This is a genomic window from Nocardia violaceofusca NBRC 14427 (genome assembly GCF_963869435.1).
GTDB classification, from domain to species: Bacteria; Actinomycetota; Actinomycetes; order Mycobacteriales; family Mycobacteriaceae; genus Nocardia; species Nocardia aobensis.
The window spans coordinates 250,217-267,512 of record NZ_CAWMPM010000005.1 but is presented as its reverse complement, the minus strand read 5'-3'; the positions used below and the strand labels follow the sequence as shown (position 1 = coordinate 267,512).

The 17,296-nt window shown below is 68.1% G+C and carries 17 protein-coding genes and 1 tRNA gene; 7 read left to right on the top strand and 11 right to left on the bottom strand.

Features of this window, described 5'->3' with window-relative positions; all coding sequences use genetic code 11:
* Nucleotides 1–16 precede the first annotated feature (16 nt).
* Genes AC5592_RS05875 through AC5592_RS05865 form a run of 3 tightly spaced genes read left to right on the top strand, consistent with a single transcriptional unit; the run spans nt 17 to nt 1,692 of the window.
* Nucleotides 17–235, top strand: a complete 219-nt coding sequence (locus AC5592_RS05875) for a hypothetical protein (RefSeq protein WP_063063633.1) — start codon at nt 17–19, stop codon at nt 233–235.
* A 45-nt stretch (nt 236–280) separates the two neighbouring features.
* Nucleotides 281–808 carry a peptidylprolyl isomerase gene (locus tag AC5592_RS05870; protein WP_036496926.1) on the top strand — a complete coding sequence of 176 codons (528 nt, stop codon included), beginning with the start codon at nt 281–283 and terminating at the stop codon, nt 806–808.
* 14 nt (nt 809–822) lie between these two features.
* Entirely contained in the window at nt 823–1,692 is an 870-nt protein-coding gene (locus AC5592_RS05865) for a rhomboid family intramembrane serine protease (RefSeq protein ID WP_084506372.1), read from the top strand.
* A 21-nt stretch (nt 1,693–1,713) separates the two neighbouring features.
* On the opposite strand, the gene AC5592_RS05860 is transcribed toward AC5592_RS05865, so the two are convergent.
* Both AC5592_RS05860 and crgA read right to left on the bottom strand, forming a co-directional pair.
* Complete coding sequence (locus AC5592_RS05860; RefSeq protein ID WP_084506370.1) at nt 1,714–2,232, bottom strand: PH domain-containing protein; 519 nt, start codon at nt 2,230–2,232, stop codon at nt 1,714–1,716.
* 166 nt (nt 2,233–2,398) lie between these two features.
* The gene (gene crgA / locus AC5592_RS05855) at nt 2,399–2,662 is read right to left on the bottom strand and encodes a cell division protein CrgA (protein ID WP_030516702.1); all 264 of its coding nucleotides are present in this window, start codon (nt 2,660–2,662) and stop codon (nt 2,399–2,401) included.
* 82 nt (nt 2,663–2,744) lie between these two features.
* On the opposite strand from crgA, the gene AC5592_RS05850 reads away from it, so the two are divergent.
* The 3 genes from AC5592_RS05850 (at nt 2,745) to AC5592_RS05840 (ending at nt 4,695) form a co-directional block, all read left to right on the top strand.
* Nucleotides 2,745–3,383, top strand: coding sequence for an aminodeoxychorismate/anthranilate synthase component II (locus tag AC5592_RS05850; protein WP_036496928.1), 639 nt, complete (start codon nt 2,745–2,747; stop codon nt 3,381–3,383).
* Nucleotides 3,384–3,478: 95 nt separating this feature from the next.
* Nucleotides 3,479–4,192, top strand: coding sequence for a RibD family protein (locus tag AC5592_RS05845; protein ID WP_036496929.1), 714 nt, complete (start codon nt 3,479–3,481; stop codon nt 4,190–4,192).
* Nucleotides 4,189–4,695, top strand: coding sequence for a deaminase (locus tag AC5592_RS05840; RefSeq protein WP_232329212.1), 507 nt, complete (start codon nt 4,189–4,191; stop codon nt 4,693–4,695). The genes AC5592_RS05845 and AC5592_RS05840 overlap by 4 nt, the downstream gene beginning before the upstream one ends.
* A gap of 13 nt (nt 4,696–4,708) precedes the next feature.
* On the opposite strand, the gene pknB is transcribed toward AC5592_RS05840, so the two are convergent.
* The 7 genes from pknB to AC5592_RS05805 all read right to left on the bottom strand — a co-directional run bounded on the left by pknB (nt 4,709) and on the right by AC5592_RS05805 (nt 14,722).
* The gene (gene pknB, locus AC5592_RS05835; RefSeq protein WP_036496930.1) at nt 4,709–6,610 is read right to left on the bottom strand and encodes a Stk1 family PASTA domain-containing Ser/Thr kinase; all 1,902 of its coding nucleotides are present in this window, start codon (nt 6,608–6,610) and stop codon (nt 4,709–4,711) included.
* Nucleotides 6,607–8,106, bottom strand: a complete 1,500-nt coding sequence (locus tag AC5592_RS05830; RefSeq protein WP_036496931.1) for a protein kinase domain-containing protein — start codon at nt 8,104–8,106, stop codon at nt 6,607–6,609. The genes pknB and AC5592_RS05830 overlap by 4 nt, the downstream gene beginning before the upstream one ends.
* Nucleotides 8,107–8,188: 82 nt before the next feature.
* Nucleotides 8,189–9,655, bottom strand: a complete 1,467-nt coding sequence (locus AC5592_RS05825) for a peptidoglycan D,D-transpeptidase FtsI family protein (RefSeq protein WP_036496932.1) — start codon at nt 9,653–9,655, stop codon at nt 8,189–8,191.
* Nucleotides 9,652–11,136, bottom strand: a complete 1,485-nt coding sequence (locus tag AC5592_RS05820; protein ID WP_036496933.1) for an FtsW/RodA/SpoVE family cell cycle protein — start codon at nt 11,134–11,136, stop codon at nt 9,652–9,654. The genes AC5592_RS05825 and AC5592_RS05820 overlap by 4 nt, the downstream gene beginning before the upstream one ends.
* On the bottom strand, nt 11,136–12,620 hold the full coding sequence (locus AC5592_RS05815; protein WP_063063631.1) for a PP2C family protein-serine/threonine phosphatase: 1,485 nt from the start codon (nt 12,618–12,620) through the stop codon (nt 11,136–11,138). Before AC5592_RS05815 ends, AC5592_RS05820 begins: the two co-directional genes overlap by 1 nt.
* Entirely contained in the window at nt 12,617–13,084 is a 468-nt protein-coding gene (locus AC5592_RS05810) for an FHA domain-containing protein FhaB/FipA (protein WP_030516711.1), read from the bottom strand. Before AC5592_RS05810 ends, AC5592_RS05815 begins: the two co-directional genes overlap by 4 nt.
* Before the next feature lie 186 nt (nt 13,085–13,270).
* Nucleotides 13,271–14,722 carry an FHA domain-containing protein gene (locus tag AC5592_RS05805; protein WP_063063630.1) on the bottom strand — a complete coding sequence of 484 codons (1,452 nt, stop codon included), beginning with the start codon at nt 14,720–14,722 and terminating at the stop codon, nt 13,271–13,273.
* 279 nt (nt 14,723–15,001) lie between these two features.
* On the opposite strand from AC5592_RS05805, the gene AC5592_RS05800 reads away from it, so the two are divergent.
* Nucleotides 15,002–15,084, top strand: a tRNA-Leu gene (locus tag AC5592_RS05800).
* A gap of 54 nt (nt 15,085–15,138) precedes the next feature.
* On the opposite strand, the gene AC5592_RS05795 is transcribed toward AC5592_RS05800, so the two are convergent.
* Both AC5592_RS05795 and AC5592_RS05790 read right to left on the bottom strand, forming a co-directional pair.
* Complete coding sequence (locus tag AC5592_RS05795) at nt 15,139–16,104, bottom strand: alpha/beta hydrolase (protein WP_036496939.1); 966 nt, start codon at nt 16,102–16,104, stop codon at nt 15,139–15,141.
* 109 nt (nt 16,105–16,213) lie between these two features.
* Nucleotides 16,214–17,221: a GlxA family transcriptional regulator gene (locus AC5592_RS05790; RefSeq protein ID WP_036496940.1), complete on the bottom strand. Its 1,008-nt coding sequence runs from the start codon at nt 17,219–17,221 to the stop codon at nt 16,214–16,216.
* Nucleotides 17,222–17,296 lie beyond the last annotated feature (75 nt).

Below are 17,296 nucleotides of genomic sequence, written 5' to 3'. Positions count from 1 at the left end.
GTGACAGCATGGGGGCATGCAGTTGGGCAGTTCCCGGAAATCCGGTCGGTTGCGTAATCGGCTCATCGCGGCGGGCGTTGCCGCGGCCGCGGGCGGCGCCGCATGGGCGGCCGCCTCGCGTCGCCCGCAGCTGCCGGAGCCGGCCGCGGAACCACCGCGGCTGGGATACGCGGGCGGAGCGACCGCACCCGGGACGTCGGTGCAGCCGGCCGACGACGCGGCGCACACCGGCTAGGCGCGCCCTGCGAGTACGGACAGCCGACATGGCACGATATTCGGCGTGACCTCACCGAATCAGACCGCCGTGGCCGTCCTGCACACCAACCTCGGCGATATCAAGATCTCGCTCTTCGGTAACCACGCCCCGAAGACGGTGCGCAACTTCGTCGGCCTCGCCGACGGCAGCGCGGCCTACACGACGAAGAACGCCGGCGGCGGTACCTCCGGACCGTTCTACGACGGCAGCGTATTCCACCGCGTGATCGACGGTTTCATGATTCAGGGCGGTGACCCGACCGGTACCGGCCGTGGTGGGCCGGGCTACGAATTCGCCGACGAATTCCACCCCGAGCTGCGCTTCGACCGCGGCTACCTGCTGGCCATGGCCAACGCCGGGCCCGGCACCAACGGTTCGCAGTTCTTCATCACCGTCGGTGCGCAGCCGCACCTGAATCGCCGCCACACCATCTTCGGCGAAGTGGTGGACGCCGATTCGCGCAAGGTCGTCGACGCCATCGCGACCACCGCGACCGACCGCAACGACCGGCCGAAGGAGCCGGTCGTCATCTCGAGCATCACCCTGAGCTGACCCATCGGAGTTTCGTGAATCCGCAACCGCCCGCACCGACCTGCTACCGCCATCCCGATCGCACCACCGGACTGGCATGCACGCGGTGCGGGCGGCCGGCGTGCCCCCAATGTCTGCAACCGGCCGCCGTCGGACAGCACTGTGCGGAGTGTGTCGCGCAGGGGCGCAGCGATATTCGTCCCGGCCGGCCGGCCGTCAGCGGTCCGTCCGCCACCGCAGGTCGCACGCCGTATGTCACCTACGCGTTGATCGCGATCAATGTCGCGGTCTTCGCGGTCACCGCGAGCCAAGCCCACAGTGTCACCGACAATCATCTGTCGCAGCTGTTCTACGACTGGGTGCTCGCACCGAAGTGGGTCGCACAGGGGCAGTGGATTCGCGTCCTCGGTTCCGGATTCCTGCACTACGGGCCGTTGCACCTGGTGGTCAACATGTTCGCCCTCTACATTCTCGGCCGCGATACCGAACTCGTGCTGGGACGTGCGCGATTCCTCGCGATCTATCTGGTTTCGCTGCTCGGCGGATCGGCGGCCGTCATGTGGCTGGCGACCGATTCCGCCACGGCCGGTGCGTCCGGCGCCATCTACGGCCTGTTCGGCGCGATGACCGTCATTCTGCTGCGGCTGCGGCAGAGCCCCGTGCAGATGCTGGTGTTGATCGCGATCAACCTGCTCATCAGCGTGTCGCTGCCGGGTATCTCGCTGTGGGGCCATCTCGGTGGACTGGTGGCGGGCACGCTCGCCGCCGCCGGAATCCTGTTCCTGCCGGAATGGCTGCGGGCGCGGACCCGGGATTCGATCCGATGGATCGGATGGGGTTCGGTGGCAAGCCTCGCGGCGCTGACGATCGCGCTGATCGGCGCGGGTGCGGCGGTTCTCGCCTGATTCGGTCCGCGGCGGATCCCGTCAGTTGTCGCGGGGTTCGGCGGGAACGAGACCGTGCACGCTCATCACATCCAGGACGTCCTGGGGGTGGGTACCGAGGTCCCAGCGGCCGAAGATGACCAGCCGCTCCTCGCCCTTGTGGTCGACGTCGAGTTCCAGATTGGGGATGCTGCGGCCCAGGCGCCGGAACCCGACGACTCGGGCCCGCAGAATCTGGTCGGGACCGTAGCCGACCGGCCCGCGCAGGCCCCGAATCACCAGCTGGGCCGGTTTTCCGGGAACGACGGTCAGGCGCGGGCGCTGCCGGAAGCCCAATCCGGCCAGGCACAGCAGCAGCGCCGCGGCCAAGCCGATCAACAGCCGGCTCGGTGCGTCGGAGGCGAACGCGGCGGCCACTGCCAGCGCCACTCCGCCGAGGGTGACCGCGGCCAGGGCGGGCGCCGGCGTGGACCACTCGAGCCGGGGCGCCGGCTCCGAACTACCGAATTTCCCAGCGGACTCCGGACGATCGGACTCGGGGTGTTCGGGCGGTGTGCTCACGGTCCCCAATTGCTCCTCGAGTTGTCCACAAAATCATCCACAGGTGTGCATGAATCACACGCGTGTAATAAGCGCAAACGCCGCGCGATCAGCGTCACCCGTGCGACAGCACGATCAGCGTCACCCGTGCGACAGCACGATCAGCGCCACCCGTGCGACAGCACGATCAACGCCACCGCATCGTCATGATCAGGCCGATCACCATCAGTCCGAAGCCGATCAGGAAGTTCCAGGCGTTGAGATCGCTCATCCACTGGATGTGGTCGGCGCCCAGGTAGTAGACCAGCAACCACGCCAGACCGGCCAGCATGAAGCCGAGCATGATCGCCACATACCAGACCGGCGACGGACCGCCCTTCACCTTCACCGGGGTGCGGCTGGTCGGGTTGATCGTGTAGTCGGTCTTCTTGCGGACCTTCGACTTGGGCATGACGTCCTCGTATTCGGCGTGCAGGTCTGCCTAAAGGCTATCTCAGCTGCGTATCGATGGTGGTGCCACGTACTCTCGAACCATGCGTGTTCTGGTCGTCGACAATTACGACAGCTTCGTATTCAACCTGGTCCAATATCTGGGCCAGCTGGGTGCCGAGGCGACCGTCTGGCGCAACGACGACTCCCGGCTGCAGGACACCGACGCCGTGGCCGCCGATTTCGACGGCCTGTTGATCAGCCCGGGCCCGGGCACCCCGGACCGTGCCGGCGCGAGTATCGAACTGGTCCGCGCCTGCGCCAGGACCCGGACTCCGCTGCTCGGCGTGTGCCTGGGACATCAGGCGATCGGAGAGGCGTTCGGCGCGACCGTGACCCGCGCCCCCGAGCTGCTGCACGGTAAGACGAGTTCGGTCTTCCACATCGGCGCCGGAGTGCTGGCGGGGCTGCCCGACCCGTTCACCGCCACCCGCTATCACTCGCTGACCGTGCTCGAGGACACCTTGCCCGGTGATATCGAGGTGATCGGACGCACCGAGAGCGGCATCGTGATGGCCGTGCGGCACCGTGACCTGCCCATCCACGGCGTGCAGTTCCACCCCGAATCGGTGCTCACCCAGGGTGGGCACCGGATGCTGGCGAACTGGCTCGAGGTGTGCGGCGAGCGTCCGGCCGAGGGCCTGGTCCAGACGCTCGAATCCGAGGTCGCCGCGCTGGTGTGACCGGGCCGCCGCGCCGGGGCACGCGGAAGCCTCACCGTGACAAGGAGTTTGCGCATGCATGAGCTCGGCGCGGTCATCGTGCCCCGGCGGCGCTGATGGCCCGGCCCTACGTCGTGCTCTCGGTGGCCACCAGCATCGACGGATATATCGATGACGCCGGTCCGCAACGATTGCTGCTGTCCAACGCCCAGGATTTCGATCGCGTCGACCAGGTGCGTGCCGAATCCGACGCGATTCTGATCGGAGCCGAGACCCTGCGACGCGACGATCCTCGGTTGTCGCTGAACAGTGAGCGGCGACGCGAGGCGCGGATCGCGGCGGGAAAACCCGAATTCCCGGTACGTGTCGTCGTCACCGCGAGCGGTGAACTCGACCCCGGGCAGCGGTTGTGGAACCAGGGTGGCCGGCGGCTGGTCTATACGACCACGGCCGGGCGGGAGCGGCTGGGCGATCGGCTCACCGGCCGAGCCGAGGTCGTCGCCCTCGGTAGCTCCGTCGACTTCGGCGCGCTCCTCGACGATCTGGGCGAGCGCGGGATCGCCCGCCTGATGGTCGAGGGCGGTGGCCGCATCCACACCGCCTTCCTGGCGGCGGATCTGGCCGACGAACTGCTGATGGCGGTCGCCCCGGTGCTGGTCGGTGACAGCGCGGCCCCGAAATTTTTGCATCCGGCCGACTTTCCCGGCGGTTCTCGGCGCAGAATGGCTTTGGTGGATATCACTCGCCTCGGAGATATCGCAGTCCTGCGGTATCTGCCGCGGCCGGCACCCTCCGATGGGAGTTCGGCGACGATGAAAGACGCACAGTGACAACCGAATCCGATGCGTGGGAGTCGGTCGAGTCGGGCAGCCGTATCCCCGGCCGGCCCGGGGCGCACCGGTTCTGGATGCATCACGCGATCGGCCTGGCCCGGCTGTGCCCGCCCAGTGCCACCGCCTTCTCGGTCGGCGCGGTGATCGTCGGCCCGGACGGCGTCGAACTCGCCCACGGCTACTCCCGCGAAACCGAGGCGAAGGTGCACGCCGAGGAATCGGCACTGAACAAACTCGGCGCCGATCCCCGGCTCGCGCAGGCCACCATCTACAGCACGCTCGAACCGTGTTCCACCCGGGCCTCGGTCGGCCGCGTCCCGTGTGCCGATCGCATCCTGGCCGCGGGAATTCCGCGCGTCGTCATCGCGTGGCGTGAACCGCGCACCTTCGTGGAGAACTGTGTCGGCGTGGAGAATCTGCGCGACCACGGCGTCGAGGTGGTCGAACTTCCCGACCTGGCCGAGGAGGCCATGTCGATGAATCGCCACCTCGCGCTGTGATCACCGGCCCGCGTCAGGGCGGGCCGAGCACTCCCGTGACGATCGTGATGGTCGCGTTGCGTGCCACCGACGAACCGGGCCGCGGCTGCTGATCGATCACCCGGCCGACATTGCTCGCGTCGAACGTGCCCTGGGTGCTCTGGCTGATCTGGCCCACACCGCCGGTCCAGCCCACCGAGCGCAGTTTGTCCACGGCCTGCGACGGGGTGAGCCCGGTCAGCGACGGCATGGTGATCTGATCGCTGGACACCTGCACGGTGATGGTCGACCCCTTGTCGGCCATCGAACCGCCGGCCGGATCGGTGGACAGCACCTCACCGGCGGGCCGCGACGAGCTGACCTTCTGGATCACGACCTTGAACCCCGCGCTGTCGGCCAGATTCGGTTCCGCCACATCGATCGACTGGCCCACCACATCGGGCACGCGAACCTGGTCCGGCCCCTTGCCGAGGGTGATCGTCACCTTCGAACCGGCATCGATCTTGGTTCCGGCGGCCGGGGATTCGGCGATCACCTTGTCCTTGTCCTCCGGACTGGAGGCGCCGCGCTGGATCTGCGGATCCAGGAGCAGCCCGGCCGCGTTCAAATTCTGCTCGGCCTGCTGCTGGGTCAGTTTCGTCAGCTGTGGCACCGGCACCTGCTGCGGACCGGTCGAAATCTGCAGGGTCACCGTGGACCCCTTGTCGACGCGCGCACCGCCCAGGGGCTGGGTCGCGACCACGTTGCCGCTGGCTACCTTGCCGTCCGGTTTCGGCTGGACGGCGACATTGAAACCCAGCTTCTGAAGATCGTTGCGCGCCTGCTCCGCCGGCTGGTTGGACAGATCGGGGATCGCGACCTGATCGGGTCTGCTGCCCGGGCCGAGCAACACCCAGAACAGCGCCACCAGCACCGCGACCACCGCGGCGGCACCGATACCGATCCACACCTTGCGCCTCGAACCGTCGGATTCCGGTTCCGGCTCGTCGTCGCCGTCGTTGCGTTCGACCGTGCGGTAGCTGCGCGGTTCGGGATCCATGCTGCCGAGGAAGGTGGTGCGGTCCTCCTCGGTCATCACCATCGGCGCCTGCGGCTTCTGGCCGCCCAGCACCCGGATCAGATCGGCGCGCATCTCGGCCGCGGACTGATACCGGTTGGCCGGATTCTTGCTCATCGCCTTGAGGATGACCGAATCGAGTTCGCGCGGTACGCCCGGATGAACCAGCGAGGGCAGCTTCGGATCCTCGCGGACATGCTGGTAGGCGACCGCGACCGGCGAATCACCGGTGAAAGGCGGCTGTCCCGTGAGGATTTCGTACAGCACACAGCCGACGGAGTACACGTCGGATCGGGCGTCGACCTGTTCGCCGCGCGCCTGTTCCGGTGACAGATACTGCGCGGTGCCGATCACCGCGGCGGTCTGGGTCATCGGATTCGAGCTGTCCGCGATGGCACGCGCGATACCGAAGTCCATCACCTTCACCGCACCCTGGCGGTTGATCATGATGTTGGCCGGCTTCATATCGCGATGCACGATGCCGTTCTTGTGGCTGAAATCCAGTGCGGCACAGACATCGGCGATGATCTCCATCGCCCGGCGCGGCGGCAGCGGACCCTTGCCGCGCACGATATCGCGCAGCGTCTCGCCGTCGACGTACTCCATCACGATGTAGGGCAGCGGGCCGCCGTCGATCTCGGCCTCGCCGGTGTCGTACACCGCGACGATCGCCGGATGGTTCAGCGCCGCCGCGTTCTGCGCCTCGCGCTTGAAGCGCAGATAGAACGTGGGGTCGCGGGCGAGATCCGCGCGCAGCACCTTGATCGCCACGTCGCGCCCCAGCCGCAGGTCGCGAGCCTTGTGCACCTCCGACATACCACCGAATCCGATGATCTCGCCCAGTTCGTAGCGAGAAGACAGATTCTTCGGGGTCGTCATGGCAGTCCTTGTGAGGAGGTGTCAGGGTGTCTACTGCTGTCGGCTTCGTGCGTACCGCCGGCCCCCGGTAGCGAATCGCCGGCCCCCGGCAATGGTAGGTCGAGCGAGGGGACGGACGGGCGTGTTGTGGGACGCGTGGTGCGGGTCGGCCGCTCCCGGGTGGTGGTCGTCGGCGGTGCCGTGGTGGTCGTGGTCGGCGGGGGTGTGGTGGTCGTCGTCGGCTCGGGAGTGGTCGTCACCACCGGCGGCGGGGCCGGTTGGATGGTGGTCGTGGGCTCTTCGTTCGTGGTCCACACCGTGGTCGGCGGCGGGGGCGCGACCACGGAGGTGGTCGACTTCACCGGCGACACCGTCGAATCCGGGGCCTTACCGCTGAGCAGCACCCAGGCGGCCAGGCCGCCGAGCAGAACCGCGCCCGCGCCGAGTCCGGCCATCACCTTCTGACCGGTGGTGAATCCCGGCTTCTCGGTGTCGCCGGCCGGGCCGGGGCCCGGCATCATGGCCGTCGAGCCGGCCGCCGCGCCCACCCGGGCCGGTTCGGCGGTCGAATAACGGGCGGTCGCGCCGTCGTAGTCACCGCGCGGGATGATCGCGGTCGGGCCGGGCGGGAGGACGCGAGTGGCGCCGGTCTGCGGGACCGCACCTCCGCGCGGCGGCGGTGGACGGCGACCGGCCCGGACCGCGGCCACGGCATCGGCGAATTCGCCGCCGCTGTGATAGCGCCGCGTCGGATCCTTGGTCATCGTGATGTCGATCAGCTCGCGCACGTTCGGCGGCAGATCGGCCGGCATCGGCGGCGGCGCCTCGCGCACATGCTTCATCGCCACCGTCAGGGCACCGTCACCGGTGAACGGCCGATGGCCCGACAGCGCCTCGTAGCCGACGACGCCGAGCGAGTACACGTCACTGGCCGAGGTGGCATCCTCGCCGGTGGCCTGCTCGGGAGCGATGTACTGGGCGGTGCCCATCACCATGCCGGTCTTGGTCACCGGTGAGGCGTCGACCGCCTTCGCGATGCCGAAGTCGGTGATCTTCACCTGGCCGGTGGGGGTGACCAGGATATTGCCGGGCTTCACGTCGCGGTGGACCACGCCCGCGGCATGGGCGACCTCGAGGGCGCGGCTGGTCTGCTCCAGCATGTCCAGACCCTGGCCGACCGAGAGCCGGCCGAGCCGGTTCAGCACCGCGTTGAGCGGTTCGCCCTGGACGAGCTCCATCACCAGATAGGCGGTTTCGCCGCCCTGCGGGTCGTAGGTCTCGCCGTAGTCGTAGACCCCCGCGATGCCGGGGTGGTTGAGCTGCGCGGTGGTCTTGGCCTCGGTCTTGAACCGATGCCGGAACGTCGGATCCGCGGAGAATTCGGCCTTGAGGACCTTCACCGCGACCCGGCGGTCCAGGCGGGTGTCCAACGCCTCCCACACCTGGCCCATACCGCCCGTGGCGATCAGACGTTGCAGCCGATACCGATCGGCGATCAGGGCACCGTTGTTCAGCATGGCCGCCCCCGACGGTAGGTTCGCCGATCACGACGTTGTTGCATATCCACCTGGGGTCCTGGTCCTCGCTTACTCATCGTCCTCAGCCCCCCTGCAATCCGGCATCCAGCACCGCCCGCGCCACCGGCGCCGCCACCGATCCACCGGTCGCGGCCAGCGCGCGGTCGCCGCCGTTCTCCACGATGACCGCGATCGCGATCTTCGGGTTCTGCGCCGGCGCGAACGCGATGTACCAGGCGTGCGGCGGGGTGTTGCGCGGGTCGCTGCCGTGTTCGGCGGTGCCGGTCTTGGAAGCGATCTGGTACGGCCGCGGCTGGGTGCCCCCGGCCGTCGCCTTCTCCGAATCGATCATCAGCCCGGTCAGCTGGCTGGCCACCGGGGCGCTGATCGCCTGCCCGACCGACACCGGTTTGGTGGTGGACAGATCGCGCAGGTCGGGACCCTGGGTCCGGTCGACCAGATGCGGCTCCATCCGCACACCGCCATTGGCTACGGTAGCCGCGATCACCGCATCGTCGAGTGGGGTGAGAGCTACGTCTCGCTGTCCGATGCTGGTCTGGGCCAGCGCCGCGTTGTCCGGAATCGGGCCGACCGTGCTGTCGGCCACCGGGATCGGGATGCCCGAATGCGGGCCGATGCCGAAGGCCGTGGCCTCGTCCTTGAGTTTGGCCGCGCCCACCTTCATGCCGATCTCGGCGAAGGCGGTGTTGCACGAGAGCCGGAACGCGTCGTGCATGGTCGCGGTCGCGCCCCCGCCGCACGGGGTGCCGTTGTAGTTCTCCAGCGTGGTGTTCGTCCCGGGCAGGGTGATGTTCGGCGCCGCGGTGAACGCGTCCTCCGGCTTGATCCCCATCGACAGTGCGGCCGCCGCGACGACGACCTTGAAGGTCGAACCGGGCGGATACGTCTGCGACACCGCACGATTCAACATCGGCTGACTCGGGTCCGCGCTCAGCGATTCCCAGGCCTGGGTGGCGCGCGCGCCGTCGTGCGTGGAGAGCTGGTTGGGGTCGTAGCTCGGTGTCGACACCATGGTCAGGATGCGGCCGGTACTCGGTTCGATCGCGACGACCGAACCGGTGTAACCCTTGCTGGTGAGCTGGTCGTAGGCGACCTTCTGCATCATCGGATTGATGGTGGTCACCACGTTGCCGCCGCGCGGATCGCGGCCGGAGATCATGTCGATCAGGCGGCGCCCGAACAGCGCGCTGTCGGAACCGTTGAGCACCGAATCCTCGGAACGCTCCAGCCCGGTGCTGCCGTACTGCATCGAGTAGAAGCCGGTCACCGGGGCGTAGGCGGAGGGATCGGTGGGATAGGTGCGCAGGTATTTGTAGCGGTCGTCGGTGGCCACCGAACTGGCGAGCACCGTGCCGCCGGCCGAGATCTGACCGCGCTGGCGGCTGTACTCGTCGAGCAGCACCCGGGAGTTGCGGGGATCGTTGCGCAGGCTGTCGGCCTTGATGACCTGGACGTAGGTCGCGTTCACCAGCAGCGCGACGATCATCACCATGACCGCCATCGCGACCCGGCGGAGCGGGGTGTTCATGCCGGCTCTCCCTTCTCGGGTCGGGGCGTCTCGGCGCGGATCATCTCGGTCTGTGCTTCGGCGATCGGTGCGGCTTCCCGGCGGCGAGCCGGCGCCGGCGCCCGAGCGGCGTCGGAGATCTTCACCAGCAACGCCAGCAGGGCGTAGTTCGCGAGCAGCGAGGAGCCGCCGTAGGACACGAAGGGGGTGGTGAGTCCGGTCAGGGGAATCAGTTTGGTGACGCCACCCACCACCACGAATACCTGAATGGCGATGGTGAACGCCAATCCGGCGGCGAGCAGCTTGCCGAAACTGTCGCGGACCGCCAGGGCCGTGCGCAATCCGCGCACCACGAAGACGGCGAACAGCATCAGCACCACGGTGAGCCCGATCAGGCCCAGCTCCTCACCGATGGTGGCGATGATGAAGTCGGTCTTGGCGAACGGCACCTGGGAAGGCCGGCCGCTGCCGAGTCCGGTCCCGGCCAGGCCGCCGGTCGCGAGCCCGAACAGCGATTGCGAGATCTGGTAGCCGGTGCTGTTGTAGTCGTCGAACGGGTGCAACCACGTCGACACCCGCACCCGCACGTGGCCGAAGGCGTTGTAGGCGAGGAAGAATCCGAGCGCCAGCAGTCCGGCGCCGACGATCAGCCAGCCCACCCGCTCGGTCGCGATGTAGAGCATCGCCAGCACGGTGGCGAAGATCAGCAGCGAGGTGCCGAGGTCCTTCTCGAAGAACAACACGACCAGGCAGGCCGCCCACACCAGCAGAATCGGGCCGAGGTCGCGCGGTCGCGGCAACTCCATCCCCAGGACATGGCGCCCGGCCGCGGTGAACAGGTCCCGCTTGGCGACCAGTACCGAGGCGAAGAAGATGATCAGCAGGATCTTCGCGAATTCGCCCGGCTGCACACTGAAACCGGGCAACCGGATCCAGATCTTGGCGCCGTTGGTTTCGGAGAACCTCCCCGGCAGCAGCGCGGGGATCATCAACGCCACCAGGCCGAGCAGCCCGAGGGTATAGCCGTAGCGGGCCAGGGTGCGGTAGTCGCGCAGCAGCACCAGCACCGCGATGAACAGGGTGATCCCCAGCGCTGTCCACAGCACCTGTTGATTGGCGTCGGGGGAGGGGATCGACCACGAGTTGTGGATCGCGGTCTGCTCGTCGGCGAGATCCAGGCGATGGATCAGCACCAGCCCGAGTCCGTTGAGCAGCGCGGCGATCGGTAACAGCAGCGGATCGGCGAACGGGGCGAAGCGCCGCACCGCGAGATGGGCGACACCGAACAGCGCCAGATAGGCGAAACCCAACTTGGCCAGATCCCAGGTGATTTCCTGATCCTGACTGGCCTCCACCAGCACCAGCGCAACCGTGGTGATGACCACCGCGAAACCCAGCAACAACAGTTCGACGTTGCGGCGGGTCGAGGGTGGCGGCGCGGGAGCGAACCCGCCCGGTGGACTGGGGAACGCTCCAGCGGACGGCGGTGCCGGTGCGGACATCAGTCCGCCTTCCTGCAGTTCTCCCCCGGAGTCTGAGGGGCCGGCGCCGCGGTGGTGGGTGCCGGCTGCTCGGAATGGGCGGGGGCATTGGTCGGGTTCGGCGCGGACGTACCCGGGGTGTTGGGCGCGGGGGAGGGTGCGGGTGTGGCGGGAGCCGGGCTGCCCGGGGCCACGGTGCTGCCCTCGGCGGGCGGCGGAGCGACCGGCGGCGCCGGCTTCGCGCAGACGGGCAGCAGGTCGGTGGCGGCCAGCTTCTCCAGTTGCCCACGCGTGGAATCGAATCCACCCGGCGGCAGCAAGCCGTTGTTGACCTTGTCGCGGCCGGTCTGCTGCAGATCGGCCACCGCCAGCTGCTTACACCCGCTCGGGAATCCGGCGCCCGGTCGCATGAGGGTGACCTTGTTGCGCGAGTCGACGCAGACCAGCTGGTCCACATCCTGAATCGAATAGCCGAGAACCGAGCCGGGCAGACCGCGCATGATCACCACGTTGCCGTTGTCGGCGCCCACGTAGTAGTTGCTGCGAATCATCTTGTAGCCCACCACGAGTCCGACCACGACGGCCACGACGAGCGCGACGGCCAGTGCGATCCAGCGGCCCTTGTGGCTCTTGCGCGGCTCGGGCGGTTCCGCCGCGACCGCGGCCCGGCGGGGTGCCGCCCGCGGCGGACGCATGGCGGCGGCGCGCCCGGCGGCGGTATTGGGCGGCGGGGTGTCCTCGTCCTCACCGGAGGCGGCGCCCGCGACGATGGGGTGGCTCTGCCCGTAGTCGAGATCGATCACATCGGCGACGACGACGGTGACGTTGTCGGGGCCGCCGCTGCGCAGAGCCAGTTCGATGAGCCGGTCGGCCGCCTCGTCGGTGCTGCCCTCGCGCAGGGTGTTGGCGATCGTCTCGTCGCTCACCACATCGGACAGGCCGTCCGAGCACAGCAGATAGCGGTCACCGGCGCGGGCTTCCCGGACGATGAGCGTCGGCTCGATCTCGTTTCCGGTGAGTGCCCGCATGATCAGTGACCGCTGCGGATGGGTGTGGGCCTGCTCCGGGGTGATCCGGCCCTCGTCGACCAGCGACTGGACGAAGGTGTCGTCGCGGGTGATCTGGGCGAGCTCGCCGTTGCGGAGCATGTAGGCCCGGGAGTCGCCGATATGGGCGAGGCCGAGTTTCTTGCCCGCGAACAGGATGGTGGTGAGCGTGGTGCCCATACCGTCGAGTTCGGGTTCCTCTTCGACCTGGTCGGCGATCGCGGCGTTGCCTTCGCGAATCGCCCGGTCGAGTTTGCCGAGCAGATCGTCGCCGGGCTCGTCGTCGTCGAGATGAGCCAGCGCGGCGATCATCAACTGCGAGGCCACCTCACCGGCGGCGTGCCCGCCCATGCCGTCGGCGAGCGCCAGCAGGCGTGCACCGGCGTAGACGGAGTCCTCGTTGTTTGCCCGGACGAGACCACGGTCGCTACGCGCTGCGTAGCGGAGAACTTGAGTCACGATCGCAGCTCGATCACAGTCTTACCGACACGGACAGGGGTGCCGAGTGGAACTCGGACGGGAGTGGTGACCTTCGCTCGATCGAGGTAGGTCCCGTTGGTCGATCCTAAGTCTTCGACGTACCAGTCCTCGCCGCGCGGCGATAACCGTGCATGCCGGGTCGAGGCGTAGTCGTCGGTCAGTACCAGCGTGGAGTCGTCTGCACGCCCGATGAGCACCGGTTGGGTGCCGAGCGTGATCCGAGTGCCGGCGAGTGAACCCTGAGTCACCACTAGATACTTGGCGCCCTTCTGGCCACGGCTGAAGGATGGCAGCACCACCGAACCTCGGGTGGGTCGGGGCTGGATCCGAATGCCTGATGCCGCGTAGATGTCGCTGCGCAAGGTGCGAAGCACCGCCCACACGAACAGCCACAACAACAAGAGGAACCCCGCACGGGTCAACTGCAGGATCAGTCCCTGCACGGCGCTCCACCTCCTGTTCGACCGGTCCCGTAGTGGCGTTTCGTCCCCCAACCGGCGTGCTGGTCAGCACGGCCCGGCTGCCGAGCGAATGTTGGCAGCATAATAGGGCCGATGACCGGTTGCGATCACGATACGGGCGAGCGGTTTTCGCGCCCCATCGTGACCTGCACCGGCGAGCTTACGGGATCAGACGATTCGGATCAGGATCTCGGAATGCCCGGCCCGGATCACATCTCCGTCGGCGAGCTGCCAATCCTGGACGGGCGAGCCGTTGACCAGCGTCCCGTTGGTGGAACCGAGATCCGAGAGCATGGCGACCTGACCGTCCCAGCGCACCTCGATGTGGCGACGGGACACCCCGGTGTCGGGAAGCCGGAAATGGGCGTCCTGGCCGCGCCCGATGATGTTGCTGCCCTCGCGTAGCTGGTACGTGCGACCGCTGCCGTCGTCGAGGTGCAGGGTGGCCGCGTAGCCGGACCCGCCACGCGCCGGCTGCGGGGCCGCGGCGTAGCCGCCCTGCTGTCCGTAGGCCGGCTGCTGTCCGTACGCCTGATCCTCGGCGCCGTAACCGCCCTGGTCGGCGTACCCCTGATCGGCATAGCCGGGGTCGGCGTAACCCTGCTGGCCGTAGCCGGCCTGAGCCTGGTAGCCCTGGTCGTATCCGGGAGTCTGGCCGTAGCCCGGCTGCTGACCGTAGTTCTGCTCCGGATAACCCTGCTGTTGCCCGTACCCCTGGTCGGCGTAGCCCTGCTGGCCGTAGCCCTGGTCGTAGCCGCTCTGCTCGTAGCCGCCCTGCTCGTACGCCTGCTGCTGGCCGTACCCCTGGTCGGCGTAGGCCTGCTGGCCGTAGCCCTGGTCGTAGCTGCTCTGGTCGTAGCCGCCCTGCTCGTAGCCCGGCTGCCCGTAGGCCGCGCCACCCTGCTGGTAGCCCGCGCCGCCCTGCTGGTAGTCGTAGCCGTTCTGGTAGTCGCCGCCCTGCTGATAGTCGCCGTAGGCGGGCTGCGATTCCGGAGCGGCGTATTCACCGGCACCGGGGTACTGACCACCCCGGCCGTAGTCGTCCTGATATTGCGGCGCGGGGCGGCCCCCCGGCGGGGGTGCGTACCCGCGGCTGCGTGGATCGGACTCCGCGGGCTCTCGGCTGGGGTCGTAGCCTGAGTTCTGCGTCATGGGGCCAGCTCCTGGTTGCGGGTGTGCGGGTCGTTGTGGGGGTCGTCCAGGTCGATCGGGCGGCCGGCGCGGTGCCGGGGGGTTCCGGCGGCCCGCATCCGGGTCGACCCGTCCGTGCGTCCTGAACTGTCCGGTGTGCAGCGTAGGGGATGCCTCGAATTCGACGTGCACTTCACCGTAGGTCTGCCACCCCTGATCGCGGATGTAGTCCTGTAAATGCTTGGCGAACGCGCGGGTGGTCAACTCGTGGTCTGCATCGAGTTCCTGCAGGTCCGTGGGGTTGACCGTGATGACATAGACGTTCGGGGCGAGCAGATGCCCGCCCTCGAGTTCGCTCAGGCGATCCGAGGCCTCGCGCTGCAGCGCCGCTTCCACCTCCTGGGGAACGACGCTGCCGCCGAAGACCCTGGCGAAGGCGTCACCGACGGCGCCCTGCAGACGTCGCTCGAAACGCGAGACGATGCCCATACCGGCCTCCCTTCGATGCCCGCCCTCGTTGCCTGCGCTGTCTGTCCACGTCAGCTGATCGTCTGTGTCGTCCGGGCGTCACGATCCCGCGACACGACATGCCGATAGGGCGTGTCGTCGAACGGACACGGTCACTGCATGATATCCACGATCCTCCACCGCTGTAACTCACGACCGGCCACCCACGGTTCCCATTACCCGAAAATTCTCCTCCGCAACCGTTGTGAGCAGGCGATTTCGTGTGTGAAGCGGGCGCGTGATACTGTCTTCCAGTCGCTCGGGCGAGTGGCGGAATGGCAGACGCGCTGGCTTCAGGTGCCAGTGTCCTTCGGGACGTGGGGGTTCAAGTCCCCCTTCGCCCACAGAGGAAGAGCCGCAGATCGAATCCGATCTGCGGCTCTTCTTTTTCGTATCCGTCAGGCGGTGTGCAGTGCCGCACGCAGCACCGAGACCGCTTGGGCGACCGCCGCTTTCGCCGCGTTGGTGTCGTGCATGGAGTTGACCATCACGAAATCGTGGATGATGCCGCCGTACCGGGTCTGGACGACGGGGACGCCGGCGTCGCGGAGTTTGGCGGCGAAGGCCTCGCCCTCGTCGCGCAGGACATCGGCCTCACCGGTGATCACCAGCGCCGGGGGCAGTCCGGCCAGCTGTTCGGTGGTGGCGCGCAGCGGGGAGGCCGTGATCTGGGCGCGGTCCGCTTCACTGGTCGTGTACTGGTCCCAGAACCACCGCATACCTTCCCGGGTCAGGAAGTAGCCCTCGGCGAACTGCTCGTAGGACGGGGTGTCGAAGTTGGCGTCGGTGACGGGATAGAACAGCACCTGCTGGACGAACGAGACATCGCCGCGCTCCTTCGCCATCAGCGTCAGCGCGATGGCCATATTGCCGCCCACCGAATCGCCCGCGATCGCGATCCGGGCGGTGTCGAGGCCCTTCTCCGCGCCGTTCGAGCGCACCCACTGCGCGACCCGATAGGACTGCTCGTTGGCCACCGGGTAGCGCACCTCGGGGGAGCGGTCGTATTCGGGGAAGACGACGGCCGCGTGCACGCCCACGGCGAGATCGCGCACCAGCCGGTCGTGGGTGTGCGCATCGCCGAACACCCAGCCGGCGCCGTGGGTGTACACGATGACGGGCAGCGTTTCGGTCACCCCTTGTGGTTTGACGATGCGGGCCCGCACCGATCCGGTCGGGCCGCCCTCGACCGTGATCCACTCCTCGTCGATCGCCGGCTTCTCGATCGGCGAATCCTGCACCGAGTCAACGGCTTTGCGGCCCTCCTCGGGCGGCAGCTGGTAGAGGAACGGCGGCTGTGAGGTCGCGTCGACGAACTCCTGAGCGGCCTGCTCCAGGGAGACGCCCAGCGGATTTCCGGTCATCGGTGATTCCTTTCGGCGGGGTGTGCGGCTGCGGACAACGCGGCGCCCGATCAGTTTCCGCTGGTGGGATGGCAACGCGCCCCTCGCTACGGGACGGGAAAACACCGGATCAAGACACGGCGGCCACCAGCGGCGTCTCACCGGAACCGGTGGACCGGAACCGGCGCTGATATTTACTGGGCGATATCCCGAGCCGGGCTGTGAACGCGCGACGCATCGCCTCGGTGCTGCCGTAGCCCGCCGCCATCGCCGCCTCGGTCACCCCGCAGCCGGCATGCAGCATGTCCCGGGCGACCCCGAAGCGGATGAAGGCGACGTATTCGGCGGGGGAGCGCTCCAATTCGGCGCGGAAGAGTCTGGTCAGATGCCGCGGGCTGACGTTGGCATGGGCGGCCAGCGTCCGGACGGTATGGGGGAAGGCGGGCTCCGCGCAGATGAGATCGACCGCCTTGCGCACCAGCGGGCTGCGCGGCGCCGGCCCGGACAGCGAGGCCGAGAACTGCGACTGCCCGCCCGCGCGGTGCATGTACACCACCATCAACTGGGCGATCCGGCGTGCGATGTCGGGGCCGAAATCCTCCTCGACCATCGCCAGTGCCAGGTCGACCCCGGCGGTCACCCCGGCCGAGCTGTACAGGTTTCCGTCGCGCACGTAGATGTCGTCGGCGGCCACGTCGATCGCGGGATAGCGCCGCGCCAGATGTGCGGCGAACTTCCAGTGCGTGGTGGCCCGGCGCCCGTCGAACAGGCCCAGTTCGGCGAGGACGAACGCGCCGCTGCACACCGATGCCAGGCGCCGCGTGTTCCAGGACAGCTGCCGCGCCGCCGTGAGCAGTTCGGGTGTGACGAATCGAGAGGGCGGCAGCTCACTGCCCGGTATCACGACGGTGTCGAAGACGCCCGCGTCGGCCGCCGCGACCGCGCATTCGATCCGGGCGCCGATCGAGGTCTGCACGCTGCCGCCGTCCGCCGACACCAGCACGACCTCGTATCCGGGGCAGGCCTGGTTGGCCTCGACGAAAACTTCCGCGGGGCCGGTGAAGTCGAGCATCTTGACGCCGTCGAAGACCAGAATTCCTACCCGCCGGCGCGGTAGTCGGTCGAGTTCGAGGGCCATCCCGCCATCATTCTGGAGTAACGCCTCCAGAACAAGCTTTGTGGCCGGGGTCGCAGTGCGATTGATACGGTGGGC